At 73.1% G+C, this 25,332-nt stretch carries 21 protein-coding genes; 12 read left to right on the plus strand and 9 right to left on the minus strand.

The features are described from left to right. Positions 1-58: 58 nt before the first annotated feature. A complete protein-coding gene (locus ACZ7HQ_RS12465) occupies positions 59-1,231 on the plus strand; it encodes a PP2C family protein-serine/threonine phosphatase (RefSeq protein ID WP_470987721.1) in 1,173 nt (390 codons plus the stop codon). A 12-nt stretch (positions 1,232-1,243) separates the two neighbouring features. Here the strand turns inward: ACZ7HQ_RS12465 and ACZ7HQ_RS12470 are convergent, their stop codons facing one another. Continuing rightward, positions 1,244-2,059, minus strand: a complete 816-nt coding sequence (locus tag ACZ7HQ_RS12470; RefSeq protein ID WP_470987724.1) for a maleylpyruvate isomerase family mycothiol-dependent enzyme — start codon at positions 2,057-2,059, stop codon at positions 1,244-1,246. A gap of 87 nt (positions 2,060-2,146) precedes the next feature. Then, positions 2,147-4,603, minus strand: a complete 2,457-nt coding sequence (locus ACZ7HQ_RS12475; RefSeq protein ID WP_470987727.1) for a SpoIIE family protein phosphatase — start codon at positions 4,601-4,603, stop codon at positions 2,147-2,149. 162 nt (positions 4,604-4,765) lie between these two features. Between ACZ7HQ_RS12475 and ACZ7HQ_RS12480 the strand changes: the two genes are divergently transcribed. Together ACZ7HQ_RS12480 and ACZ7HQ_RS12485 are read left to right on the plus strand one after the other, a co-directional pair. Continuing rightward, a complete protein-coding gene (locus ACZ7HQ_RS12480; RefSeq protein WP_470987730.1) occupies positions 4,766-6,832 on the plus strand; it encodes a SpoIIE family protein phosphatase in 2,067 nt (688 codons plus the stop codon). 109 nt (positions 6,833-6,941) lie between these two features. Next, positions 6,942-8,858: a glycoside hydrolase family 5 protein gene (locus ACZ7HQ_RS12485; protein ID WP_470987732.1), complete on the plus strand. Its 1,917-nt coding sequence runs from the start codon at positions 6,942-6,944 to the stop codon at positions 8,856-8,858. Here ACZ7HQ_RS12485 and ACZ7HQ_RS12490 read toward each other — a convergent pair. Continuing rightward, entirely contained in the window at positions 8,835-9,443 is a 609-nt protein-coding gene (locus ACZ7HQ_RS12490) for a TetR/AcrR family transcriptional regulator (RefSeq protein ID WP_470987735.1), read from the minus strand. The genes ACZ7HQ_RS12485 and ACZ7HQ_RS12490 overlap by 24 nt on opposite strands. A gap of 98 nt (positions 9,444-9,541) precedes the next feature. On the opposite strand from ACZ7HQ_RS12490, the gene ACZ7HQ_RS12495 reads away from it, so the two are divergent. Then, complete coding sequence (locus tag ACZ7HQ_RS12495; RefSeq protein WP_470987737.1) at positions 9,542-10,333, plus strand: SDR family NAD(P)-dependent oxidoreductase; 792 nt, start codon at positions 9,542-9,544, stop codon at positions 10,331-10,333. A 150-nt stretch (positions 10,334-10,483) separates the two neighbouring features. Here the strand turns inward: ACZ7HQ_RS12495 and ACZ7HQ_RS12500 are convergent, their stop codons facing one another. Next, complete coding sequence (locus tag ACZ7HQ_RS12500; RefSeq protein WP_470987740.1) at positions 10,484-11,332, minus strand: alpha/beta fold hydrolase; 849 nt, start codon at positions 11,330-11,332, stop codon at positions 10,484-10,486. 123 nt (positions 11,333-11,455) lie between these two features. Between ACZ7HQ_RS12500 and ACZ7HQ_RS12505 the strand changes: the two genes are divergently transcribed. After that, positions 11,456-12,055, plus strand: coding sequence for a TetR/AcrR family transcriptional regulator (locus tag ACZ7HQ_RS12505; RefSeq protein ID WP_470987742.1), 600 nt, complete (start codon positions 11,456-11,458; stop codon positions 12,053-12,055). Positions 12,056-12,069: 14 nt separating this feature from the next. On the opposite strand, the gene ACZ7HQ_RS12510 is transcribed toward ACZ7HQ_RS12505, so the two are convergent. From ACZ7HQ_RS12510 to ACZ7HQ_RS12520, 3 genes are all read right to left on the minus strand, one after another. After that, complete coding sequence (locus tag ACZ7HQ_RS12510) at positions 12,070-12,696, minus strand: DinB family protein (RefSeq protein WP_470987744.1); 627 nt, start codon at positions 12,694-12,696, stop codon at positions 12,070-12,072. 251 nt (positions 12,697-12,947) lie between these two features. After that, positions 12,948-13,913 (minus strand): prolyl aminopeptidase, encoded by a 966-nt coding sequence (gene pip, locus ACZ7HQ_RS12515; protein WP_470987747.1) that lies wholly within the window; start codon positions 13,911-13,913, stop codon positions 12,948-12,950. 57 nt (positions 13,914-13,970) lie between these two features. Further along, positions 13,971-14,681: a GPR1/FUN34/YaaH family transporter gene (locus ACZ7HQ_RS12520; RefSeq protein WP_470987750.1), complete on the minus strand. Its 711-nt coding sequence runs from the start codon at positions 14,679-14,681 to the stop codon at positions 13,971-13,973. A gap of 252 nt (positions 14,682-14,933) precedes the next feature. Between ACZ7HQ_RS12520 and ACZ7HQ_RS12525 the strand changes: the two genes are divergently transcribed. From ACZ7HQ_RS12525 to ACZ7HQ_RS12555, 7 genes are all read left to right on the plus strand, one after another. Next, entirely contained in the window at positions 14,934-15,707 is a 774-nt protein-coding gene (locus ACZ7HQ_RS12525) for a polysaccharide deacetylase family protein (RefSeq protein WP_470987753.1), read from the plus strand. Positions 15,708-15,870: 163 nt separating this feature from the next. After that, positions 15,871-17,079, plus strand: a complete 1,209-nt coding sequence (locus ACZ7HQ_RS12530; RefSeq protein ID WP_470987757.1) for an EfeM/EfeO family lipoprotein — start codon at positions 15,871-15,873, stop codon at positions 17,077-17,079. Beyond that, positions 17,076-18,299 carry an iron uptake transporter deferrochelatase/peroxidase subunit gene (efeB, locus tag ACZ7HQ_RS12535; protein ID WP_470987760.1) on the plus strand — a complete coding sequence of 408 codons (1,224 nt, stop codon included), beginning with the start codon at positions 17,076-17,078 and terminating at the stop codon, positions 18,297-18,299. Before ACZ7HQ_RS12530 ends, efeB begins: the two co-directional genes overlap by 4 nt. Before the next feature lie 177 nt (positions 18,300-18,476). After that, entirely contained in the window at positions 18,477-20,300 is a 1,824-nt protein-coding gene (locus tag ACZ7HQ_RS12540; RefSeq protein ID WP_470987763.1) for a phospholipase C, read from the plus strand. 134 nt (positions 20,301-20,434) lie between these two features. After that, entirely contained in the window at positions 20,435-21,436 is a 1,002-nt protein-coding gene (locus ACZ7HQ_RS12545) for a phosphotransferase (protein ID WP_470987766.1), read from the plus strand. Between the two features lie 44 nt (positions 21,437-21,480). Beyond that, entirely contained in the window at positions 21,481-22,488 is a 1,008-nt protein-coding gene (locus tag ACZ7HQ_RS12550) for a hypothetical protein (protein WP_470987769.1), read from the plus strand. 145 nt (positions 22,489-22,633) lie between these two features. Then, positions 22,634-24,298 carry a N,N-dimethylformamidase beta subunit family domain-containing protein gene (locus tag ACZ7HQ_RS12555; RefSeq protein WP_470987771.1) on the plus strand — a complete coding sequence of 555 codons (1,665 nt, stop codon included), beginning with the start codon at positions 22,634-22,636 and terminating at the stop codon, positions 24,296-24,298. 58 nt (positions 24,299-24,356) lie between these two features. Here ACZ7HQ_RS12555 and ACZ7HQ_RS12560 read toward each other — a convergent pair whose 3' ends face one another. Both ACZ7HQ_RS12560 and ACZ7HQ_RS12565 read right to left on the minus strand, forming a co-directional pair. Next, positions 24,357-24,539 (minus strand): hypothetical protein, encoded by a 183-nt coding sequence (locus tag ACZ7HQ_RS12560; protein WP_470987774.1) that lies wholly within the window; start codon positions 24,537-24,539, stop codon positions 24,357-24,359. Positions 24,540-24,673: 134 nt separating this feature from the next. Beyond that, on the minus strand, positions 24,674-25,288 hold the full coding sequence (locus tag ACZ7HQ_RS12565; RefSeq protein ID WP_470987777.1) for a TetR/AcrR family transcriptional regulator: 615 nt from the start codon (positions 25,286-25,288) through the stop codon (positions 24,674-24,676). Positions 25,289-25,332: the final 44 nt, after the last annotated feature.

The following is a 25,332-nucleotide window of genomic DNA, read 5'->3' on the forward strand; positions in this document are numbered from 1 at the left end:
ATGCCGTTGAGTGGAGCAATGACCGGGGTACGGGGGCACGGCGCACCAGGCTGGTCGGGTGACGCACGAACGGACCGGCCGGGAGCCGGAGGACGGCTCGGTGCCCCGGCCCCGGCTGCCGGCTCCCCCGGCGTGGCTGCGCTGGCTCCCGGTCCTGTACGTCGCGGCCGTGCTGCTGCTGGAGCCGGCCACGCCCGTCGACTGGCCGGTGAGCTTCGTGCTGATCGCCGTGCCGTTGGTGGCCGCCTTCGCGCACGGCCCGCTGGTCACCGGCATCGCCGCTCTGTTCGCCGTGGGCCTCGAAGGGGTGCTGGCCGGCACCCCGTGCTGCGCGGGCCGGTCCGTGGGCTACCTGTGGGACCGTCACTACGTCGCGTCCTACATCTGTACGGCCCTGGTGGGCGGCCTCGGCACGATCCTGGCCGCCCACCGGACCCGGCGCGAACGCACCCTCGCCGACGTGCGGTTCGTGGCGGAGATCGCGCAGCGCGTCCTGCTGCGCCCCGTACCGCACCGGATCGGCCACCTCCGCCTGGAGAGCCTCTACCTCTCCGCCGCCGCGGAGGCGCGCATCGGCGGCGACCTGTACGAGGCGGTCCCCACCCGGTTCGGGGTCCGCCTGGTCATCGGCGACGTCCGGGGCAAGGGACTGCTGGCGGTCGAGACCGCCGCCGCGCTGCTCGGGGCGTTCCGCGAGGCGGCGTACGACGAACCCGAGCTGCCCGCTCTGGCCGGCCGGGTGGACACGAGCATGAGCCGCAGGGCGACGCAGCTCGGTGGAACGGAGACGAGCGAACGGTTCGTCACCGCCGTCTTCGCCGAGATCCCCGCCGACGGCCGGCTCGTCCGCATCGTCAACTGCGGCCACCCTCCGCCCATCTCGCTGCGGGCCGGTGAGGTGCGCGAACTGGAGAGCGAACGGCCGGCGCCGCCCCTGAACCTCGGCATGCTGGTCGAGGACCCGTTCCGCCTCGAGGTGTATCCGTTCCGGCCCGGCGAGCAGCTGCTGCTGTACACGGACGGCGTCACGGAGACGCGGGACGCGGCCGGCACCTTCTATCCGCTGCTGCAGCGCCTGCGCTCCTGGGGTCCTCTGCCGCCGAAGGAGCTGCTCGCACGGCTCCACGACGATCTGCTGGCCTACAGCCGCAACGGACTGCAGGACGACACCGCGGCCCTCGCGGTCTGCCTGCTGCCCGAGCAGCCGCCGGCCCCGCCGCCGGCCGACTGAGCGCGGCCCGTGTCAGAAGGCGGTGTGGGTGAACCAGTTGTCCAGCACCGCGGTCTGCCCCGAGACGTCGAAGGCGGCGTCCTGGTACGAGCGCCGTCCGTAGAGAAGGAGCAGGAGATCGGCTGCCTGCCCGCGCACGGCCGCCGTTGCGGGTTCGGCCTCCCCTGCCGCGAGGTCCGACCGCGGCACCGGGCGGAAACCGTCCGCGTCCAGCCGCACCCGCCACTCCTCGCCCGGTACGCCGTCGGCGTCCGTGCACCGGAACGCGAGGGTCTCGCCGTCGCCGCGCAGTTTCGTCACGCCGGGGGCGAAGAGGCCCGCGTAGGGCAGGTTGACGAGGAACTCGTCCACGCCGTCCGCCGCGAGCTCGGGGTCGAGTTCGGAGTGCAGGCCGACGGCACGCTCCGCGTCCACCCGGTGCACCAGTGTCTCGAAGAGCATCCGGCGGGCCCAGAACCGCGCATGCCGGTCCTCGCCCCAGACCCACATCGGCGCCTCGGGATCGGTGTCCCGCAGGACGGCCGCCACACCGGGCACCCCCGCGGCCACCCAGTCCGGATAGTCCCGTGGGTTCTCGGGCAGCCCCAGCTCGACGTCGCGGCTGCGGGGAGGCTCCTGCACCTGTCTGGTCAGCAGGGTGCCGAACCAGCGCTGCAGCGAACCCACGTGGCGGGCGAGGTCGGCCAGGGTCCAGTCGGGGCACGAGGGCACGGCGACCGCCGGATCGGCGCCCCTGACCGTCTCGGCGAAGCGCAGGGTCTCGCGCGCTATGGCCTCACGGTAGGTGTCGTACGGCAGAGGATGCTCCGCCCTGCTGGTGGTTGCCATCGGCTGCCGCCGTCCTGTCCTGTGCTCGGTACGGATTCCGTCACCGACAGTCTGGATGCTGGAGTCCACTCGAAGGCAAATCCGGGCTCACGGAACCTCCTGTTCGGCCCAGATGACCTTGCCGTCGCCGCTGTACCGGGCGCCCCAGCGCTGGGTGAGCTGGGCCACCAGGAAGAGCCCCCGCCCGCCTTCGTCGGTGATCCGGGCGTGCCTGAGCCGGGGGGCCGTGCTGCTGGCGTCGGAGACCTCGCAGGTGAGGCGGGTGTCGCGGAGGAGCCGTAGCCGGATGGGCGGTGTGGCGTAGCGGATGGCGTTGGTGACGAGTTCGCTCACGACGAGTTCGGTGGTGATGGCCAGTTCGCCCAGGCCCCACTGCTCGACCTGGCGGGTTGCCTGGGCGCGCAGGACGCCGACGGCGGCCGGGTCGGGGGGCACGTCCCAGGAGGCGACCCGGTCGGTGCCGAGGGCGTGGGTGCGCGTCAGGAGCAGCGCGATGTCGTCGGGCTGCGGCACGGGCACGAGCTGCCGCACGGTGGACGTGCACAGCGCCTCCAGGTCCCCGCCGACGTGGGCGAGCACCTCCCCGAGCCGGGACATGCCGCGCTCCAGGTCGCGGTCGCCTCCCTCGATGAGACCGTTGGTGTAGAGGCCGAAGAGGCTGTTCTCGGCCAGTTCGATCTCGGTGGCCTCGAAGGCCATTCCGCCCAGTCCGAGCGGCGGCCCGGCGGGGATCTCCGGGAAGTAGACGTGCCCGTCGGGCGCCACGACGACGGGCGGCGGGTGTCCGGCCCGGGCCATCGCGCACCGTCTGCTGACCGGGTCGTACACGGCGTAGACGCAGGTCGCGCCGATGACGGTGCTCCGGGCGGCGGCGCCGGCGGCGGTCTCCTCGTCGCTCAGCCGGAGCACGAGGTCGTCGAGGTGGGCGAGCAGTTCGTCGGGGGGCATGTCCATGGCGGCGAGGGCCTGCACCGCCGTGCGCAGCCGGCCCATGCTCGCCGCCGCGGTGATGCCGTGGCCCACCACGTCGCCGATGACGAGGCCCACCCGGCCGCCGGACAGCGGGATCACGTCGAACCAGTCGCCGCCGACACCGCCCGAGGGGTCGGCGGGCAGATAGGAGGAGGCCACCTCCAGCGCGGTGCCGCCCGTCAGGGCCGGGGGCAGCAGGCTGTGCTGCAGGGTGACCGCCGCCGTGTGCTCCCTGGTATAGCGGCGGGCGTTGTCGACGCACACCGCCGCGCGTGCCACCAGCTCCCGGGCCAGCAGGACGTCGTCGGTCCCGAACGAGACCGGGTTGAGGGACCGGGCGAACGTGGTGAGGCCGAGGGCGGTGTTCCGCGCCCGCATCGGTACGGCGATGAGCGAGTGCAGGCCGAACTCGCGGATGCGTGCCGCGCGCACCGGCTCCCGGGTGACCCACAGCTCGTCGGCCGGGTCGAGGACCGGGATGAGCAGCGGCTCGCCCTCGATGAGCAGGTTGCCGTCGTGGGGCGGCGGAAGGAAGTCGACCCGGTCGCCGACCTGGACGACGGCCTCGGGGCAGCCCTCGCGCACCGACCGCATCGCGGCGCGGCGCATCACCGGCCGGGCGTGCGCGGGTCCCGCGTCGGTCAGCCATGCTCCGTGGCCCTCGGTGCTGAGCACGGGTTCCAGCAGGTCGACGATGACGAAGTCCGCGAAGCGGGGTACCGCGAAGTCGGCGAGTTCCTGGGCGGTCCGCGTCACGTCGAGTGTCGTGCCGATGCTGGTGCCGGCTTCGTTGACCATGGTCAGCACCTGGCGGGCGTTCCACCGCTCGGTGACGTCCTGGACCATGTAGCAGACGCCGGTGATGGTGTCGTCGGCGTCCACGAGAGGGAAGAACGAGGTCGAGTAGGCGTGCTGGCGGTGCGGATCGGCCCAGCTCCAGCCCACGTACTCGTAGTCGTTCACCGGAAGGCCCGTCGCGAGCACCTTGCGCATGAGGCTCTCCAGGGCCTCGGCCTGCAGTCCGGGCAGCAGCTCGCTGAGCCGCCGCCCGAGCCGATCGGCACGGGGGACCCCGCCGAACCGTTCCAGGGTCTCGTTCAGCCAGACGTACCGCAGCTCGGTGTCCACGACGGCCATCCCGACCGGCGAGCGGGTCAGGAACCCGTCCAGGACGGACTGGCCCATGGTCCACCGCTGCCGCTGATCGCGGGCCGACACCAGGAAGCACTCGGTGTCGCCCATGCGGAACGACGCCGAGACCCGCAGCTGCAGATCGAGACAGCGGCCGTCACGGTGCCGTACGGCGATCTGCCCGCTCCAGCCGTTTCCGGCGCGGCACCGCTCCACGACGCCCGCGAGCCGTGTCGGGTCCTCGGGCATGGCCAGCAGGCGCGTGGCGCGGGCGCCGACGACGTCCGCGGCCGCGTGACCGAGAAGTTCCTCGGCGCTGTGGGTCCAGCCGACCACCACGCCGTGTACCGAAATCACCGCGGCAGCGTCGGTGGACGCGTCGAAGAGATCACCCGCTTCACCGGGTGTGGCCGCCGGGAAGCCCTTTCGCGCTGGTTCCATCAGTTCCACCCATACACCACTATGGGCCCGTTTGTCTGATGATGTGCAGGGCCGGACAGTCCACACCCCGTCGTGCGGTTGGGCCGGGCCGAGGCCGGAGGGACCATGGGGGTACCGGTCGTCAGCGCCTGCACGTGCCCGGCCGGTGGAGGTGAAGCAGGTATGGCAGTGGAATCCTTCGAAGCCGGCAGCGAGGAGCACCGTTCGCAGCTCCCGCGGCCGACCGGCCTGCTGGACGTGCTGAGCGTGGCCGCCGTGGCCCTGGACACCCGCGGCCGGATCGTCTTCTGGACGCCGCAGGCCGAGGAGCTCTTCGGTTACTCCTCGGAGGAGGCCCTCGGCAAGCACGCCGCGCGTCTGCTCATCCATCCGGAACATCTGCAGGCCGTGGTGAGTCTGTTCACGGACGTGCTGGAGACCGGCCGGGGCTGGGCCGGCACCTTTCCCATCCGGCACAAGGACGGCAGCAGCCGGCTGACGGAGTTCCGGACCATGCGGCTGCTGGACGACCTCGGGGACGTCTACGCCCTGGGGATCGCCGCCGACCACACCCTCCTCCAGCGCGTCGAGACGGATCTGGCGCTGTGCGAGCAGCTGATCAACCAGTCCCCGATCGGTCTGGCCCTGCTCGACCCCGACCTGCGGTATCTCCTGGCCAATCCGGCGCTGGAGCGGATCGACGGCATTCCCGCCGAGGACCACATCGGCCGCCGTCTGCGGGAGACCCTGCCCTTCCCGGACGTCGACACCGTGGAGTCCGCCCTGCGCCAGGTGCTCACCACCGGTACGCCGCTGCTGGACCAGTACCACGTCGGGCGCCCCTCGGCCGATCCCGGCCGCGAGCACGCCTGGTCGCTCTCCTTCTACCGGCTGGAGGACCCCGGCGGGCGGGTCCTGGGCGCGGCCGCCTCGGTCGTCGACGTCACCGAGCGGCACCGCGCGGCGGCCGAGGCCGACCGGGCACGGCGGCGCCTGGCGCTGATCGCGGACGCCTCCGCGCGGGTCGGCACCACGCTCGACGTGGAACAGACGGCCCGTGAACTGGCCGAGATCGCCGCGCCGGCGCTGGCCGACGTGGTCGCCGTGGACGTCCTCGACTCCGCCCTGGCCTGCGGTCGTCTGCGCAGACGGGACAGCGGCCCGGAGCTCTTCCGCGCCCTGGCCCTGAAAGCGGCCCATCCCACGGTCGCGGTGCGCGCCGCCGATCCTCCCGGCGATCTCGCCGCCTACGAGAGTGACCGGCTGGTCACCCTGTGCGTCCACACCGGGCGGCCGGTCCTGGTCCGCCACGTGGGGCCGCACGACCTGCCGCGCATCGCCCGGGACGCCGCGGCCGGCGCCCTGCTGGGCCAGGCCGGCGTCCACTCGTATCTCGCCGTGCCGCTGATCGCCCATGGCGAGGTGCTCGGCGCCCTCGATCTCAAGCGGACCCGCAATCCGGCGCCCTTCGACGAGGACGACGTGGTCCTGGCCACCGAACTCGCCGGCCGGGCCGCCGTCGCCATCGACAACGCCCGCTGGTTCGAGAGCGTCCGCAACACCGCCCTCACCCTGCAGCGCAGTCTGCTGCCCGAGCACTCGGCGCACCACACGGGCCTGGAACTGGCCTCCCGTTACCAGCCGGCGCAGGCCACCAGCGAGGTCGGCGGCGACTGGTACGACGTCATCCCGCTGGCCGACGACAAGACCGCCCTGGTGGTGGGTGACGTCATGGGCAACGGCATCGACGCGGCCGCCACCATGGGCCGGCTGCGCACCGCGACCTGCGCCTACGCCGATCTCGACCTCGACCCGGGCGCGGTCCTCCAGCACCTGGACAAGATCACCTGCGATCTGGAGCACTACATCGTCACATGCCTGTACGCGGCGTACGAACCCCGCACCGGGCGGTGCAGCATCGCCAACGCCGGACACATGCCGCCCGCCCTCGCGCGTCCCGGCGCCGCGCCGCGGCTGCTGGACCTGCCGGCCGCGGCACCGCTCGGCGTCGGCGGCGTACGGTTCGAGACGACCGGCGTCTCGCTGCGCCCCGGCGATGTGCTGGTCCTCTACACCGACGGACTCGTGGAGACCCGGCAGCATCCGATCGACGACCGGCTGAACGCCCTGCTGGATCTCCTGGACGAGCCGCGCCGGCCGTTGGAGGAGACCTGCGACGTCCTGCTGAACGGGCTGCGCCACCCCGACGACCACGACGACGTGGCCCTGCTCGTCGCCCGGGCCCTGTAGGCCGGGCCTCTTCCCCGAACCGTGTCCCGTGGTGGACACTCCGCCCACCAGACCGACGTCGTCACCCTGGTAGCCCCACTCCCCCACCCCCTACAGTCAAGGGCTCCCGATGCCGATCGCCCCTGCCGCCCTGCGCCTGACCGTCGCAGTGGCGGGCTTCCTGCTCGTCGCCACCACCTCCACCGCAGCCGCCGCACCAACCTCCCCGGCACCGGCGGTGGTTGGCGCCACCGCCCCGGCCTCCTGGTCCGCCCCGCTGTCGACCCAGGGCCGCTACATCGTCGACAGCCAGGGCCGGCGGTTCCGGCTCAAGGGCGCCAACTGGGACGGTGCACAGGGCTCCTGGACGGGCAGCGGCAGCATCACCGATCCCGCGAACCACCACGCCGGCCAGGACTCCCACGGCATCCCGCTGGGCCTGGACCGCGTCCCCCTGCCCCAACTGCTCGCCGACTTCCACCAGTTGGGGATCAACACCATCCGGCTGCCGTTCTCGAACGAAATGATCCACAGCACGACCCCGGTCCCCGACGACGCTGTCGCCGCCAATCCCCAACTGCGCGGCAGGACACCGCTGGAGGTCTACGACACCGTGGTCGACGCGCTCAGCGCGAGCGGTTTCGCCGTGATCCTCAACAACCACACCAACACCTCACGCTGGTGCTGCGGTATCGACGGCAACGAGCGCTGGAACAGCTCGCAGACGACGCAGCAGTGGGCCGACGACTGGGTCCTCATGGCCCGCCGCTACGCCGGTGTCCCCGGCGTGGTGGGCGCCGATCTGTACAACGAGGTGCGGCGCGATGTGCTGGACGACCCCAACTGGGGCATGGGCGACGGCCACGACTGGTACGCCGCGGCCCAGCTCGCCGCCGACCGCATCCTGACGGAGGCCGACCCGCGTCTGCTCATCGTCATCGAGGGCATCAACTGGACCGGCATCCCGGTGGACGGGCTCCCGCACGGCCGGCCCGTGCTCACCCCCGCCCGCACCCTTTCCCACACCCTCGTCGACGCCCGCAAACTCGTGTACTCCGCGCACTTCTACGGCTACACCGGCCCGCACCACAGCGGCGCGACGGGCACCGGCGAGACGCACGACGCCCGCTACCAGGACCTGTCCCGCGACGACCTGTACGCGGCGCTCCAGGACGAGGCGTTCTTCGTCGAGGAGACGGGCCGGCATCACACGGCACCCGTCTGGGTCAGCGAGTTCGGCATCGGCGCGGGCGAGACGAAGCCGGTCGCGCGCACCTGGTTCGGGAACATCACCGACTACTTCGCGGACCACGACACCGACTTCGCCTTCTGGCCGCTCGTCGGCTTCACCGGCCACGACGACTGGGCGCTGCTGCAGTACGACGAGACGGGCCACCGCTCCGGCGTCCTCGACGCGGGCGACTGGCGCGCCACGGCGTGGCGGCACCTGATGAGCGCGCCGGGCCGGACCGGTCCGGTGGCCGCCGCTCCCGTCTGGCGGATGCTCTCCCTCGACCACGGCGACGCGGTGGAGTCGCTGCGCGTGCGGGCCGCGGGCGACTGGGATCCCGGGGCGTACAAGGCCGCGTGCCCCGACGGGCTGCGGCTCATCGGTCTCGGCCACACCGGCGGCCGGGGCCTGTGCACCGACGGCACGGCCGGCGGGCCGGGGGATCTGCAGGCGGCCTCGGGCGGCCAGACGGTCGTCACGGACGAGCGGTACGTCCCGGCGGGCGGCGACTGGGCGTCCGGGTACACGAAGCTGCAGTGTCCCGAGGGCGGTTTCCTGATCGGGTACAGCGCCCGCGGGGAGCGGGTGTCGGCGGCCCTGTGCGTACCCGCGAGGAGCCCGCTCGCGGGAGCGGGCCGCACGGTGTGGTTCGACCGGTCCGACAACCGTCCCGCCGCAGCTTCCGGCGGCGACTTCGCGTACGGCGACTACAAGGGCCAGTGCGCCGACGGCGAGTACGCGGCCGGAATCGCCTTCACCACCCGGGTGGGCAGCCGCCCGGGGCCCGACGCCCTACTGTGCCGCCGGCTCCCCTGAGCCGGCCGTGACCGAGCGGTCGGCGCCCCCGCGCACGAGCAGCAGCAGGGCGTCGACCAGGTCGTCGGCGGGGCTGCCTGTGGCCAGGCGCCGCAGTTGCAGGCCCATCACGAGGGCGACCGTGGTGGCGGCCAGCCGTTCCGCGTCCGGCACGCCCAGCGCGGTCAGGATCCGGGCGGCGAGCAGGTCGTAGGCCCGGAACGCCTCGGCCGCCGCCTCCCGCAGGCGCTCGTCACGTCCGGCGTGGAGGTACAGCTCGAAGGGTGCGAGGTGGGCGCTGTCCAGGGCCGAGCCGCAGGCGACCTGGCCGGCCAGGGACGCCGCGTCCTCGACACCCAGGCCCTCCTGGCACTGCTCGGCCAGCTCGGTGAAGTGCCGTGCCTCCTCGCGGACGAAGTGCAGCAGGCTCTCGCGCAGCAGCTCGTGCTGGGTCTCGAAGTGGTAGGTGACCGAACCGAGGGAGACGCCCGCTTCCTTGGCGATCCGCCGGTTCGTGACCGCCGCGACTCCGTCCTCGCCGATGATCCGCAGGACGGCGGTGATGATGCGCTGGCGCGTCGGCGCGGAGTGGGCGGCATGCGGCATGGCGTGCATTCTTCCATCCCTGTTTCCCCTCCGGGTGGACAGGGCGGTCCATGCTCCCTATTGTTCGTTCGAACGAACAGGACTGGAGGGTGGTAGTCGTGGACATTGCCGGGTCAACCGTTCTGCTCACCGGCGTCACCGGCGGCATCGGGGGCGCGCTCGCCGCCGAGTTGTCCGCTCGCGGCGCCCGTCTCGTCCTCACCGGCCGGCGGCCCGAGGCGCTGGAACCCCTCGCAGGCCGCTACGGCGCCCGGACGGTCCCGGCCGATCTGGCCGACCCCGAGGACGTGCGCCGCCTGGCCGAGGAGGCCGCCGACACCGACATCCTGATCGCCAACGCGGCCCTGCCCTCCAGCGGCGACGTCCTCGACTACACCCCCGAGCAGATCGACCGGGCCCTCGCGGTGAACCTTCGCGCCCCCGCGATGCTCGCCCGGCTGCTCGCTCCCGGCATGGTGGCCGCCGGGCGCGGTCACATCTGCTTCGTCGGGTCACTGTCCGGGATGGCGGCCACCAAGTCCTCGTCCCTCTACACCGCGACGAAGTTCGGGCTGCGCGGCTTCTCACTGGCCTTCCGCCAGGACCTGCACGGCACGGGCGTCGGCGTCTCGATCGTCCAGCCGGGTTTCGTACGCGATCTGGGCATGTTCGCGAAGACGGGCTCGTCCACACCCGGCGGCGTCCGCACCGTCTCCCCGCAGCGGGTCTGCAGGGGCGTGACGCGGGCGATCGAACGCGATGTCGCCGAGATCAACGTGGCGCCGCCCGAGCTGCGGTTCCTCACGAAGGTCGCGTCGCAGTTCCCGGGTTTCGCCGAGCGGGTGCAGCGGCTGGCGGGGGCGGAGCCGACCGTGAAGGCGATCGTGGCCGCGCAGCGAGCGAGCCGCTGAGGATCAGCGCCGCCCCTGCCGGGACTGCCCGGCAGGGCACGCTCGCGCTCGGAGGCGAGCCGCACGGAGCGGCGGAGCCGTCCGGCTCGTCCGCACGCCCGACGGCGGCTGCGCCGGCGGGGACGTGACGAGCCCCCGCAGGCGGGCCCGTCACGCCTCCCCGGGCAGAGGGTGGTCCTTGACGAAACGGCGGATCTCCTCCGTGAGAGCGGCCGGGTTGTCCAACTGGACCAGGGTGCGGGCGTCGGGGATCTCCGCATAGCGGGCGTTCGGCAGCAGTCCGGCCAGGCGGCGGCCCGTCGCGGGCGGCATCATACGGTCCTCGGCGCCCCAGGCGACCAGAGCCGGGCGGGTGAACCCCGGGAGGTTCCGGGCCGCCTCCAGGTAGCAGTCCTTCCGGGTAGTACGGCAGAACTTCGCGAAGTCACGCCGGATATGACGGTTCGTCAGCAGCGGACCGTACCACCGTGCGATGAGCTCCTTCGGCAGCCGCGTCTTCGCCATGCCGCCGAGCGAGGTCTGCATGCGGGCCAGCGCGGGGAAGCGGAAGGACTGCAGGAGGAGGAAGAGACCGCCGGGAACCCTGCTCGCCGCGTACAGGATCCGGCCCTGGATGCCGGGCGGGTAGTTCTCCAGGGCCTCGCAGGAGGTCAGCACGAGCCGGGCGATGCGTTCGTCGCGCACGCCGACGAGGAGCTGGGCCGTTCCGGTGTCGTTCTGGACGAGGGTGACGTCCCGCAGGTCCAAGCGGTCCATGAACTCCGCCAGCAGGCCGGCGATGCCGTGCGCGGACAGGTCCGCGTCCGGCCGCATGGGGCGCCGGTGACTGCCGAGGGGCAGCACGGGGACCAGGACGCGGAAGTCGGGGCGCAGGGCGGACACGACCTCGTCCCAGACCGACCCGTCGAAGCCGAGGCCGTGGGCGAGGAGGACGGCGGGGCCGTCGCCTCCCGTGTCCTGGTAGTCGATGGTGCCCGCGCTCAGCTCGACCTCCGGCATGCCCGCCTCCGCCCCGTCCGGCCACCGGGCGAGTCGCTCGGGGACCTCTAGATAGATCGTTCTAGTGACAGAATAGGCGCCGAACACCCTTTGGCAACAGCGGCCGCCCCGGAGGTGCCCCCCATGAGCGACGGCAAGGCCACCAGCACCCACGAGACCCGGCAGCGGATCCTGGACGCCGGCACCGAACTGTTCCGGCGCTCGGGGTACACCGGCACCGGGATGAAGCAGATCGCCGAGGCCGCCGGTGCGCCCTTCGGCTCGATCTACCACTTCTTTCCCGGCGGCAAGGCCCAGTTGGGCGAGGAGGTGATCCGCACCTCCGGCGGCGTCTATCTGGGGCTCATCACGGCACTGATGACGCCGTACGAGGACCGGGCCGCGGCCACCGCCGACGCCTTCGACGCCGCGGCCGGCACGCTCGCCGAGCTGGACTTCGCCGACCCGTGTCCCATCGCGACGGTCGCACTGGAGGTCGCGAGCACCAACGAGGCCCTGCGGCAAGCCACTTCGGAGGTGTTCGACAGCTGGATCGAGCACCTGGCCGCGTACTACGCCCAGGGCGGAATGCCCGAGCCGGCCGCCCGGGAGACGGCCGGCTCGGTCATCGCCCTGCTGGAGGGCGCCTTCATGCTGGGCCGGGCCGCGCGCAGCACCGCGCCGGTGCGAGCGGCGGGCACGGCGGCCGCGGCGATCGTACGGGCGGCCCTGGCCCGGGGGTGAGCCGGCCAGGGCCGTCAGGACCGCCGCCCGGCCCGGTGGAGGTCGCGGAGCAGGGCGATCTCGGCTCCGTGGTGCAGCACTTCCTGGTTGACCCACCACACGATGTCGAGGAAGGGTTCCTCGGCGTCGCTGCCGTACGGGTAGGTGCAGTACCCGACCGTGTCCAGTGCCGCGTCGTCGGCGCTCAGCAGTGCCCGCCGCCAGGCGGCGGCGCCGGTCGCGAAGGCAGCCACGGCACCGGCCGCGTCCCCGCTCACGGGATGGGCCTCCCGGGTCGCCGAGCGACTGCCGGCCGTGTGGTCGGCGCGCAGCGACAGCATCTCGGTGAGGTGGCTCAGGCGCCAGGCGAGGGTCGTGACGGGCGGCGGCCAGGGGTGCGGAAACGGCGCGGCGTCCCGCCCCCAGGGGCCGGCGCCGTCCAGCGAGACCGCCCGCGGTCCCGGCCCGTCCACGCGTCGTCTGACCGACCAGCAGCCGGGGACGGGCTCCCAGAAGTACTCGTCGTCGGTCATCGGCTCGACCTCGGTGTCCGCGCCGTCGCCGCTGTCCACCACGGGGCCGGCCAGGCGGTGCACCAGGCGCTCACAGCCGAGGTCGAACTGGGCCAGCAGCGGCACGAGTCGGGGCGGTGGTGTCGTCATCGCACGCTCCTGTGGGCAGGCGCCGGTCACCGCCGGGCCGGCCGGCGTCCCGAACGCGGCGGGGTCCTTCCGGCCGGTCACGCTGCCACAGCCGCCGCGCCCTCGCCCCCCCTTTTTCCAGCGCGCGCCCCGCACCGCAGGACGTGACCTGGGCCTGTCCGGCGGATCATGCCGGAGTCGCGGGGCATGGCACGCCCGCCTGCGCCGACACGACGCCGCTGCCCGGAGCCGGCCTGATCCGCCGGACGGCGCTAGGCGCGGGCCGCGTACCGATCGGTCGCCGCCACCAGCGCCTCCGCCGTGCCAGGTGCCCCGCCGCTGTGCCCGGCGTCGCCCACGATCACCAACTGACTGTCCGGCCAGGCCTGTTGGAGGCGCCACACGATGCCGAGGAGGTTCCCGAAGTCGAGGCTTCCCTGGACGAGGGTGCCGGGGACGCCCTTGAGCAGGGGTGCGTCGCGCAGGACCACCCCTTCGTCGTTGCCATCGCCGAGGAAGTGGTCGTTGCCCCAGTAGTGGGTGACGGTGCGGGCGAAACCCAGGCGGAAGGCGGGGTCCTCGTAGCGGGCGACGGAGCGCGGCGGCGCGGGGATCGTGGCCGTCTCCCAGTCGGTCCAGCCCCGCGCGGCCCGTTCCCGCACCTCGGGGTCGGGGGATTCGAGCAGCCGGTGGTAGGCGGCGGCGAGGTTGCCGTCCCGTGCGTTCGCCGGCAGCACGGACAGGAACCGCTCGAAGGCGTCCGGGAAGATCCGCCCCAGCCCCCGGGTCAGCAGCTCGACCTCGGCGTTCGACCCCGTGGCGACGCCCGTGAGCACCAGCTCGGAGACGATGCCCGGGTGCGTCTGCGCGTACCGCAGCGCCAGCACCGACCCCCAGGACACGCCCCACACCAGCCACCGTGCGATGCCCAGATGGCGGCGCAGCAGTTCCAGGTCGGCCATGAGGTGGGCCGTGGTGTTGACACTCATGTCCGTGTCGTGGCGGCTCGCGTGCGGGGTGGACCGGCCGCAGCCTCGCTGGTCGAGCAGGACGATCCGGTAGGCGGCCGGGTCGAACAGCCGCCGCGGGTACGGGGTGCACCCCGATCCCGGTCCGCCGTGGAGGACGACGGCGGGCTTGCCGTCGGGGTTGCCGCAGGTCTCCCAGTAGACGTGGTTGCCGTCGCCCACGTCGAGCATGCCGTGCGCGTACGGTTCGATCTCGGGGTAGAGGGCCATCCGGGCACCGTAGCGCGTCGCGGGACGCCCCCGGCGGCTGACCGGCGGCACCGGCGCTCAGAGTTGCCGTCGTACGCCCGCCTCCCGCTCCGCCCGCTCCAGCTGGTGGCCGAGGTCGCCCTGCAGGGATGTGAGGGCGCGGCCCCGGCGGCCCAGCGGAAGGATCGTGCGCTGGGCGGTGTCCTCCAGCAGCAGGGCGAAGCCGCCGTACAGGGCGAAGGCCGCCAGGCCCACGCCGGTCCAGCCGGCCGCCGTGCGCAGGGCGGCCGCTCCGCCGGCCTCGTGGATGCCGGTCAGGACGAAACGGCAGGCTCCGACCAGCAGCAGCGCGGAGAACAACGGCTTGCCGGCGACCGCGGCGGCGCTCAGGACGAGCATCAGCGGGGCGACGCTCAGCAGGAACACGCCCAGTCCGGGGCTGGGCCGTCCCGGCGGCCCGGACAGGGTGACCAGCGCACTGCCCGCCCAGGCGCAGCCCAGCACGCACAGGCCGCAGGCGGCACCGCCGTCACGGGCGAGGAAGGCGAAGATCCCGGAGAGCAGTTCCAGGGGCACGACGAACACCAGGACCAGCAGCATCAGCGGGCGGCTCTGGGCCAGGGGCACCCACTGCAACTGCACGGCGCTGAGCAGGATGCTTCCGGTGCCGAAGGCGAAGAAGCCGAGGGGCAGGCTGCTGGCCAACGGCCTGAGCACGATCCTCGTGAGGGACTCGGGCCGTGGCGGCCCGCCGGTCGTGTCGTACGTGCGCGCTCCTGGTGACGGCATCCGGATCACCCCGTCCTGAGGACCTGAGCCGTTGTACTGCGTCGGTCGTACGACACGGGGTACCCCGATGCGCGCGCTGTCCTCCGCTCCGGCCCCCTCGGGCCACGGAACGGAGCGTTCTGTCGCGGAAGCGCCCCGGAATTGTCCGTGATCTGTAACAGCCGGAGCCTGTGATCAACCCCGGCCGTCCTGACAGGTGCACAGGGAGCAGGTGCACAAGAACACAGGGACACGCACGGAACGGGGCGGGGCATGGCGCGGCATGGCGGGCGGGGATGGCACGGTCGGGTGATCGCGGCCGCGGTGGGGGTCACGGCGTTGGCGGCTGCCACGTCAGTGTGGACCGCGCAGGCGGGCCAGCCCGGCGGCGGTTCGTCGGGGGCGGCCGTCGCGCCCCGGCACGCCGCGCCGAAGGCGGCGCCCGTGTCCGCCGACATCGCCCACGCCTCGGACGGGGGCGCGCACGCGGTCAACATCACCATCGACGACGGCCCGGACCCGGTCTGGACCCCGCAGGTGCTGCAACTGCTGCGCGCCAACGGCGTGAAGGCGACGTTCTGCATGATCGGCCCGCAGGCCCAGGCGCATCCCGAACTGGTCCGGCAGGTGGTGGCGGCCGGGCACCGGCTGTGCGACCACACGGTGTCGCACGACACCACGATGGACAAGAAGCCCGAGGCCTACCAGTCGCAGCAGATCCTGGAGGCCGAGCGGCAGATCACCCAGGCGTCCGGTGGTGTCCGGCCCCTGTACTACCGGGCTCCGGGCGGCGCCTTCACCCCGTACAGCCGGCATCTCGCGGCCTCGCACGGGATGCGGCCGCTGGGCTGGAACGTGGACTCCAAGGACTTCGAGCGGCCGGGTACCGCCGCCATCGTCTCCACGGTGCAGCGCGAGCTGGCCAACGGGCCGACGATCCTGTTCCACGACGCGGGCGGCGACCGCTCGCAGACCGTGGCCGCGCTGCGCACCCTGCTGCCGTGGCTGAAGCAGCAGGGCTACACGTTCGGTTTCCCGGTGCGCTGAAACCGGCCCCCTCTGTGCGGCGCGCCGGACCTCGAGGGCGCCCGGTCACCTGCTGGTGAACCCCGGGAGAAATCTTGGTCATCGAAGTCCTGGGACGGCTGTTCGGATCCGGAGTGGTGCCTACCATGAGGCCGCTGCTCACGTCGTCCCGGAAAGGCTCGCCATGCCGTTGCCTCGCCTCGGCTCGCGGTCCGTCCGGCTCCGGACGGCCCCCGCCGTGTTCGTGGTCCTCGCCGTCGCCCTCGCGGGCGCACTGCCGGCCGTCCCGTCCGGCGGCCCGCGCAACGGCCGGGCCGCCGGCGCCCCGTCGGGGCACACCGTCATCGACGTGTCGGAGAGCCGCTGCGGCCGTGGCTGGACCCGGCCCGAGCCCGGGGTGCGGACCTTCGACCTGCACAACTCCTCCGACGGCGCCGCGGAGGTCTTCCTTGAGGACCCGGGAAGCCAGGTGGTGTTCGGCGAGGTGGAGGGCATCGGGCCGGGTACGACACGGCAGTTGACCGTCCGGCTGGGCCGGGGGACGTACGCCTTCAAGTGCGTGCCCGACGACGCCGACGCCGTCACCGGGCCCAGCGTGCACATCCCCGGCGGCGTGCGGGGTCCGGGCGCCGCACCCGTGACCCAGCACGACCTGATCCCGGCCGCACTCGCCTACCAGAAGTGGGTCGGCGCCGGCCTCGACGACACCGTCCGGTTCACGGGCAGGCTCAAGGACGCCATCGACCGGGGTGACCTCGCGGCCGCCCGGTCGGCCTGGCTGCCGGCACATCTCGCGTACGAGCGGCTGGGGGCGGCGTACGACGCCTTCGGGGACGCCGACGGCGAGATCAACGGCACCGACGCCGGCCTGCCCGGCGGGGTGCACGACAAGGGCTTCGCCGGGTTCCACCGCGTCGAGTACGGGCTGTGGCACGGTGAGCCGGCCGGCGGACTGCGCGCCCCGGCGGCGGCGTTGGCGAAGGCGGTGACCGGGCTGCGGGACAGCTGGTCGCAGACCCGTATGGACCCGGCCCAGCTGGGTCTGCGCGCGCACGAGATCCTGGAGAACACCGTGCAGTTCGAGCTGACCGGCCGCACCGACTACGGCAGCGGCAGCAACCTGGCCACCGCCCGCGCCAACCTGGACGGCACCCGCGAGGTGCTGTCCCGGCTGCGCCCGCTGCTCACCAGCCGGTACGCCGAACTACCGGTCCTCGACAAGGAGTTGGACCGAGCCCAGCACACCCTCGACGGCTTCCGGCACGGCGGTCGCTGGACCGCGCTCGACGGTCTGAGCCGCGCCCGGCGGGAACAGATCAACGCGGTGCTCGGCGACCTGGTGGAGCGGCTGGCGTCGGTGGCCACCCTGTGCGACCCGCGGAGGACGGTGTGAGCGCCGCCGAACGATCCGAGGGCCTGGGCCGGCGCCGCTTCCTGCGCGGTGCCGCCCTCGCCGGGGCGGGCCTCGCCACCAGCGCCGCCGCTCCGGCCGGCACGTCCGGTACCGCCCCCACGATCGCTCCCTTCCACGGCGTCCACCAGGCGTCGGCCATCGCGTCCCCCCGACGGGCCTGCGTGTTCGCCTCCCTCGACGTGACCGCCGCAAGCCGCGCGGAACTCACCGACGTGCTGCGCACACTCACCGACCGGGCCCGCTTCCTCACCTCGGGCGGGACGCCCGCCCCGGCCGGCATCACCGGTCCGCCCGCCGACTCGGGCGTGCTCGGTGACCCGCTGCCCCCGGGTCAACTGGCCGTCACCGTGGGCATCGGCGCCTCGCTCTTCGACGACCGCTTCGGGCTGGCCGCGCTCAAGCCCCGGCGGCTGACGGCCATGCCCGCCTTCCCCGACGACGACCTCAGGGCCGACTGGTGCCACGGCGACCTCAGTCTCCAGTTGCACGCCGACGAGCCGGACACCACCCTGCACGCGCTGCGCGACATCGCCCGGCACACCCGGGGCGCCCTGCAGGTCCGTTGGCGACTGGACGGCTTCTCCAGCCCGCCCCGGCCCTCGGGCACGCCCCGCAATCTGATGGGCTTCAAGGACGGCACCGCCAACCCGGATGCGTCGAGCGCCCAGGAGATGGACCGGCTGGTGTGGGTGGGCAAGGGCATGGGCGAACCGGAGTGGGCGGTCGGCGGCAGTTACCAGGTCGTGCGGCTGATCCGGATGCTGGTGGAGTTCTGGGACCGGGTCTCGCTCAGCGAGCAGGAGCGGATGTTCGGCCGCGCCCGTGTCTCCGGCGCCCCGCTGGACGGCGACCACGAGGACGACGTGCCGAAGTACGCCGACGACCCCAAGGGCGATGTCATCCCGCTGGACGCGCACATACGGCTCGCCAACCCGCGCACGCCCGGCACCGCCGACCAGCGCCTGCTGCGCCGCGCCTACAACTACGACCGGGGCATGGACGCCAACGGCAACCTCGACATGGGCCTGTTGTTCTCCTGCTACCAGCAGGACCCCACACGGCAGTTCGAGACCGTGCAGCACCGGCTGGCGGGCGAGCCGCTGACGGACTACGTCAGTCCGTTCGGCGGTGGCTACTTCTTCGCGCTGCCCGGCGTACGGAACGCGTCGGACTGGTACGGGCGTGCCCTGTTCGTCTGAACCTGTCCGGACAACTCGGCGGCCGGCCGGGTCAACACACCGTCAAGTTTTACCCCAGCATCCCTGACCCGGTGTTCACCCGCAGGTCATCATGGCTCCGCAGTCGCGACCGGCGACGGTCGCAGCATGCCTGCTCGTACGACGCACAAACGTTCAGTCCCGGAGGGGTGGACCACCATGGCCAGCAGAGGAAGACGAGCCGCGCTGCGGACTCTCGGCGCGCTCGCGGGCGCCGCCGCGCTCACCGCGCTCGGCAGCAACGCGCCCGGCTGGGCGGCCGTGTCCGCGGGCCAGGCCTCGACGGCCACGCCCGTCAAGCACGTCGTCGTGCTCTTCGACGAGAACATCTCCTTCGACCACTACTTCGCCACGTACCCGAAGGCCGCCAACACCGACGGCACGAAGTTCACCGCGTCGAAGAACACCCCGAAGGACATCGACACCCTCGCGCACGCCGGGCTGCTGAAGAACAACCCGAACCAGTACGCGCCGAAGCGGCTGTCCCCGTCGCAGGCGATGACGTGCGACCAGAACCATTCCTACGGGCCGGAGCAATACGCCTACAACGGCGGCAAGGCCGACCAGTTCGTGCAGAACACCGAGGTCGACAAGTGCAGCGGCGGCCTGTTCGGCGAGCCCGGCCTGGCGATGGACTACTACGACGGCAACACCGTCACCGGGCTGTGGAACTACGCCCAGCACTACTCCCTGGGCGACCGGTCCTACAGCTCGAACTACGGTCCCTCCACACCCGGCGCCCTGAACCTGGTCTCGGGCAACACGCACGGGGTCGTCTCCGTCGACCCGGTCACCGGCAAGCAGACCTCGACGCCCGACCCGTACACGGTGAAGTCGCCGGACGGCAAGGGCGTGGGCACCGTCATCAACGACCCCGACCCCGCCTTCGACGACTGCTCCGGCAAGGACCACACGAGCAGCAACGCGCTCGCGTCGATGCAGGGCAGGAACATCGGTGACCTGCTCAACGCCAGGAAGGTGAGCTGGGGCTGGTTCCAGGGCGGCTTCCGCCCGTCGACCGCGTGGAACGGCCAGTCCGGCTCGTACGCCAAGTGCGACACCGCGCACACGAACCTGGGCGGCGCGTCCGTGACCGACTACAGCCCGCACCACAACCCGTTCGCGTACTACAAGTCGACGGCGAACCCGCACCACCTGGCCCCGAAGTCCGTCTCGGAGATCGGCCACAACGGCCGGGCCAACCACAACTACGACCTGACCGACTTCTCCGCCGCGCTGAAGGCGGGCAAGCTGCCGGCCGTCAGCTTCGTCAAGGCCGGTTCGTACCAGGACGGCCACGCCGGCTACTCCGACCCGGTCGACGAGCAGCACTTCCTGGTCCAGCAGATCAACGCGATCCAGAGCTCGCCGCAGTGGAAGTCCACCGCGGTCGTGGTCGCCTACGACGACTCCGACGGCTGGTACGACCACGCCTACGTCGTTCCGCGGAACGGCTCGACGGACACCTCGCTCGGCTCCAACGGCAAGGCCACCGACAGCCCGGCCTGCCAGAAGGGCCCGAAGGCGACCGGCGGTTACGCGGACCGCTGCGGCCCCGGCACCCGTCAGCCGCTGCTGGTCATCTCGCCGTACAGCAAGGTGAACAAGGTCGACCACACCCTGACGAACCAGGCGTCCATCACCCGGTTCATCGAGGACAACTGGCACACCGCCCGGATCGGTGACCACTCCTTCGACGCCACGGCCGGCTCGCTGACGGGCATGTTCGACTTCCGGCACCCGAACAACAAGCAGGTGCTGCTGAACTCCGACGGCTCCGTCCGGCACGTCGGCCCGATCCGGCACGTCGCCCCGGTGGCCACGAGCATCACCCCGGGTCCGGCGATGCAGAACACGGCCGCCTCGGCCGACGCCTCCGGCTCCCCGGCCCTGCCGGTCGGCCTCGGCGTGGGCGCCCTGCTGGCCGCGGGTGCGACCGGCACGTACCTGACACTGCGCCGCAAGCAGCACGGCACGGCCTGATCCCGAGCCACCCCAGAGGACCGCGCCCCCGGACGACCCCCGGGGGCGCAGTCGTGTCACCGGCCCGGCCCGCCGGCGGCGGCCGCGCGGGAAAACGGCTGGTCGGTCCGCGGCCGCGGTGATGGGATGGCGCGATGCGAGGTGAGTTTTCCATCGTCGTGGACCGGAGCACCCACCAGTACGCGCCGACTCCCTGGGAGCAGGACTCCTGGCGGGCCGCGGCCCTCGACTGGGTGGCGGAACAACTGGCCGCACGCGGCCTGCGCGCGGACGGTGACCTCGGAGTGCGGCTGCGGCCGTGGTCCGTGCTGGTGCGGGTGCCCGTGGAGGGACGGGAGGCCGTCTGGTTCAAGGCGAATCCGCCGGCCAGCGCCTTCGAGGGCCCGCTGACCGCCGCGCTGGCCGGCTGGGTGCCGGAGCAGGTGCTCGAGCCGCTGGCCGTGGACACCGAGCACGCCTGGGTACTGCTGCCCGACGGAGGAGAACTCTTCCGTGACGTGCTCGCCAGGGAGCCGGTCGAGCCTCGGACCTGGGAGGACCTGCTGCGCCAGTACGCGAGCCTGCAGCGGGCCGTGACGTCCCACGCCCGCGAGATCGAGCACCTGGGCGTGCCCTCCGCCCGGACCCCCGACCTGCCCGGGGAGTTCGACAGACTGCTCACCCGGGCCACCGCACTGCACCCACAGGCGCGCGCCCGGCTGGAGGGGCTACGGCCCCGACTCGCCGACTGGAGCGCCGAACTCGCGTCCGCCGGCGTCGAGGACACCCTCGACCACGCGGACCTCCACGACGGCCAGCTCTTCCGTCCGGCACCGGGCCGGTTCGTCTTCTTCGACTGGGGCGACGCCGTCGTGTCGCACCCCTTCTGCAGCCTGCGGATCCCCGTCGAGAAGGCTCGCGCGCGGTACGGGCCGCAGGTGCGGGCCCGGCTGCTCGACGCCTATCTGGAGCCCTGGACGGGCACCGGCCGCACGACGGCGGACCTGCGCCGCGCCGCACGTCTCGCCTGGCGTCTGAGCGCCCTGAGCCGGGCCGCGTCCTGGGGCCGCACGTTCCCCGGTCCGTCGGGCCGGACCGCGGGCACCGAACGCAGCTCCGAGTCCCTGCTCGGCATCCTCGAGGAACCGCCGTTCTGACCAGGAGACGCCCGCGCTCTGCCGCTGGGCGGACACTGGGCCGTATGACCCGCACCCGTGCGCCCGCCACTGTCCCGCCGGGCCGCCGTGCCGTGCTGGGCGCCCTGGCCGGTGCCGCGCTCGGCATGGCGGGGTGCTCCGGCCGTACGGCTCCGCTCCCCCGCACGTTCCCGGGCTCCGCGGCCCGCACGTCGGCGCCGCCCCCGACGCCCGCCTCCTCCGCTCTGCCGCGCACCACGCCCTGGCGGCCGACATCCGCGGAGGTCCAGCCGGCGGCCAAGCTGCGTGCCGTGGAGCTGGTGGAGGCGATCGGCGCCTGGGCCGACGGGCACGGTGGAGTGGCGGCGGCACGGGCCAGGGTCGTGGCGCTCGGCCTGCCGACGGCCCTCGTCGGGCAGGCCGGACCGCTGCTGCCGACGGCCGACCGGGCGGCGCTGCAGGTCGTCGACGCGCAGTACGGCGGGATCCTGTCCCGTTCCGCCAGCGTGCTGGTGGTGTGCCGGCAGTGGACCCGGCACGGTGGCACGGTGAGCGCCGGCGGGACGACCGTCGACGTACGCCTGTCCCGGTCGGGGCGCGGCTGGACGGTCGACGCCCTGCATCCGGCGCACCCCGGAGCGGCCGCCCGGTCGCTCGCGCCGGACGTCCGGAGGGTGCTGGCCGAGGACCGGATCGTGCTGCCGCCCGCCGCCGCGGCGGACCTGCGCAGCGGCCAGGTGCACAGCAGCGTGGCGAACGCGATGCTCGCGCTGGCACGGACGTACCGGCTGGAGGTGAGCGTCGTCCGCTCCGGGCACCCGCTGGACGTGTTCGGCACCAGCCGGCCCAGCGACCATCCGCGCGGCCGGGCCTTCGACGTGTGGCGGATCGACGGCCACGCGGTCGTCGACCCGGTGACGCCGCGCGGCCTGATCGAGCGGTTCATGCGGGACGCGGCGGCCGCGGGGGCGTACAACGTGGGCGGTCCCCTGCTGCTGCCGGGCGGCACGGCCGGTCAGTTCTTCAGCGACGCCACCCACCACGACCACGTGCACATCGGGTTCCGCACCTGACCCCGTCACCCGGACGGCCGTGCGACGCGGGGTCCTCGCCGGCCGGGAGCCGCCGCATCGGAGCCGGCCTTTCGGGCCGTGGCCGGGGTTGCGGCGGGCGGCCGGACGCCGGGACGCTGGAGCGCACAGGCACCCGGGAGGTGAAGTGACTCCGGCACCCGGCCCCGCCCCGCCCGAGGGCACCGCCCCGACGAACGGCACCCCACCATCGTCCGGCGCCGTCCCCCACGACGGCACCACGTCCTCACAAGCCGTCCCGCTCCTGGAGAACACCTCGCCCCCGGGCCGCCTTCGCCGTCGGCGCTTCCTCTCCCTGTGTGCCGGACTGGGCCTCGGCACGGCCGCCGCGTGCACGGCTGCGCCGTCGCGGCGGCACGTCGAGCCCGGCCATGACGGGCGGCTGCGGCCCGAGGCGGAGCAGGACGCGCCCGGCACCGCCGGCTGGCGTCTGGGAGCGACCGGGCCGCCGGACGCCGTGGCCGGCTACTCGGACCGGGTGAGCGTGAGTCCGGGCGAGACGTTCGGGCTGCACGTGTCGACGACCGCCGCCTCCTTCCGCGTGTCCGCGTTCCGGGTCGGCTGGTACGGCGGCCGGCAGGCCCGCCGGGTCTGGGCGTCGGAGCGCGTATCCGGCCGGGCCCGGCCGTCCCCGCGCGTGCTGCCCGCGACCCGGACCGTGCGCGCCGACTGGCCGAGGACGCTGCCCGTGGACACCTCCGGCTGGCCGGAGGGCGCCTATCTGCTGCGGCTGGAGGCGGACACCGGCCACCAGCGGTACGTGCCGCTGATCGTCCGCTCCGCCGATGGCGCGGGCCGCACCGTCCTGCTGCACGCCCCGGCCACCTGGCAGGCGTACAACCGCTGGGGCGGCAGCAGCCTCTACGCCGGCGCCTCGGGGGCGTACGACACCCGCTCCCTCGCGGTGAGCTTCGACCGCCCCTACGACGGCGACGGCGCCGAGAAGTTCCTGGTCTACGAGTGGGCACTGGTGGTGCTGGCCGAGCGTCTGGGCATCCCGCTCGCCTACAGCACGGGCGTCGACGTCCACCGGGACCCCGGAGTGCTGCGGGGCGCGCACGCCGTGGTCTGCCTGGGCCACGACGAGTACTGGACGCCCCAGCAGCGGGCCCATGTGACCGCGGCCCGCGACGCCGGTACGAACATCGCCTTTCTCGGCGCGAACACGTGCTTCCGCCGGATCCGGCTGGAGGCGGGAGAAGGAGCGGACGACCGTACAGTGGTCTGCTACAAGACCGCCTACCGTGCCGACCCCTGCTACGGCTCACAGCCGGCCCTGGTCACCACCGACTACCGGCTCCCGCCCGCCGCCGATCCCGAGTCGTCGCTGACCGGGGTGCTCTACGAGGGTTATCCGGTCGACGCCCCCTATGTCGTCCACACCGCCGGCCACTGGCTGTACGACGGCACCGGCGTACGTTCCGGCGACGCCTTCGCACATCTCGTCGGTGTCGAGTACGACCGGGTCACCCCCGGAGCGCCCACCCCCGGCCCGCTGGAGATCACCGCGCACTCGGCGCTGGTCTGCGGGGGCAGGCCGAGCCACAGCGACTCGGCGTACTACACGGCCGCCGGCGGCGCGGGCGTGTTCGCGACCGGGACGATGCGCTGGGTGGAGGGCCTGGTGGCCGGCACGGGCATGTTCGGGCGCGACCACGGCATGGACGCCCGTACCCGCGCGTTCGTCACCCGCACCACGGAGAACGTCCTGCGCACGTTCGCGAAGGGCCCCGCGGCCCGGCACACCCCGCCACCCCGCCCCAACGCGGCGGCGCTGTACGCCGGGGCCTGAGCTCACGGCAGCGGGTAGCCTGGGTGGAAGGCGCGCGGCCGCGCGCGCCGTGCTGCCGTCAGTCGGTCACCGCGTGCTGCCCTCCCTGGCGCATGCGGTCCCGGCGGGCGAGGTTGTAGATCCGCAGGAGGTGCTTGGCCACGGCACAGGCCGCGCCGTCGGCGTGGCACTGACGGCAGGTCCGCATGTGCTGCTCGTAGGTGAGGCGCGCGTTCTCCAACGCGTCGTTGACAGAAGACATCGACATCTCCGGGCAGGGCGCGTCCTGGGACGGCGCCAAAGTTGACTGACTGGTATACCCGGAACCAAGGTGATCATGTTACTTGCGGTACTGGGAAACCGGCCGCAACCCGCCCCGGACCGCCCGCCGGAGGGCTAGCGGTCGGCGTCCTTCACCAGAGCGCGCGCGTGGTTCATGAAGGCGGCGAGGCCCACCTCGAAGGCGCGGTCGGCGCGGCCCTCACCCACGGCGGCGAGCGCCTCCGCCAGATGCGGGGTGCGCGTGTGCTCCGTCAGCTCCCACATGGTCTCCGGTGCGGCGAGGTCGAGGGCGGAGCCCAGAACCAGGTTCTCCAGCGCGATGACCAGCGGCATGATCCCGGCGGCGCCGAAGCCCGCGTCGAGCAGGAGCCTCACCGCGCGCTCGTACTGCTCGAGGACCCGGGGCGCACGGACCGGCGAGGTCATGAGCAGCGGGATGGTCCGGGGGTGGGCGGCGAACGCGGCGCGGTAGGAGCGGGCCCAGGCTTCCAGGGCCGTGTCCCACGGGGTCAGCTCCAGGGTGCCCGGGTCGATCGCCGCGCAGACGCGCTCCCGCAGCAGTTCCACTATGCCGTCGCGGCCTTCCACGTGGTGGTACACCGAGCCGGTCTGCGCGCCGAGCCGCCGGGCGATCTGCGGGACGCTGAAGTCACCGGTCTCGTCGACCAGTTGCAGCGCGGTGGTGGTGATGCGCTCGCGGTCGAGGAGCGGTGTGCGCGGCCGTCCCATGGTCAGCGTTCTCCCTGAGGTCTTCCCGGATGCCCAACGGCAGG

The sequence above is a fragment of the Streptomyces sp. NPDC037290 genome (assembly GCF_055603245.1).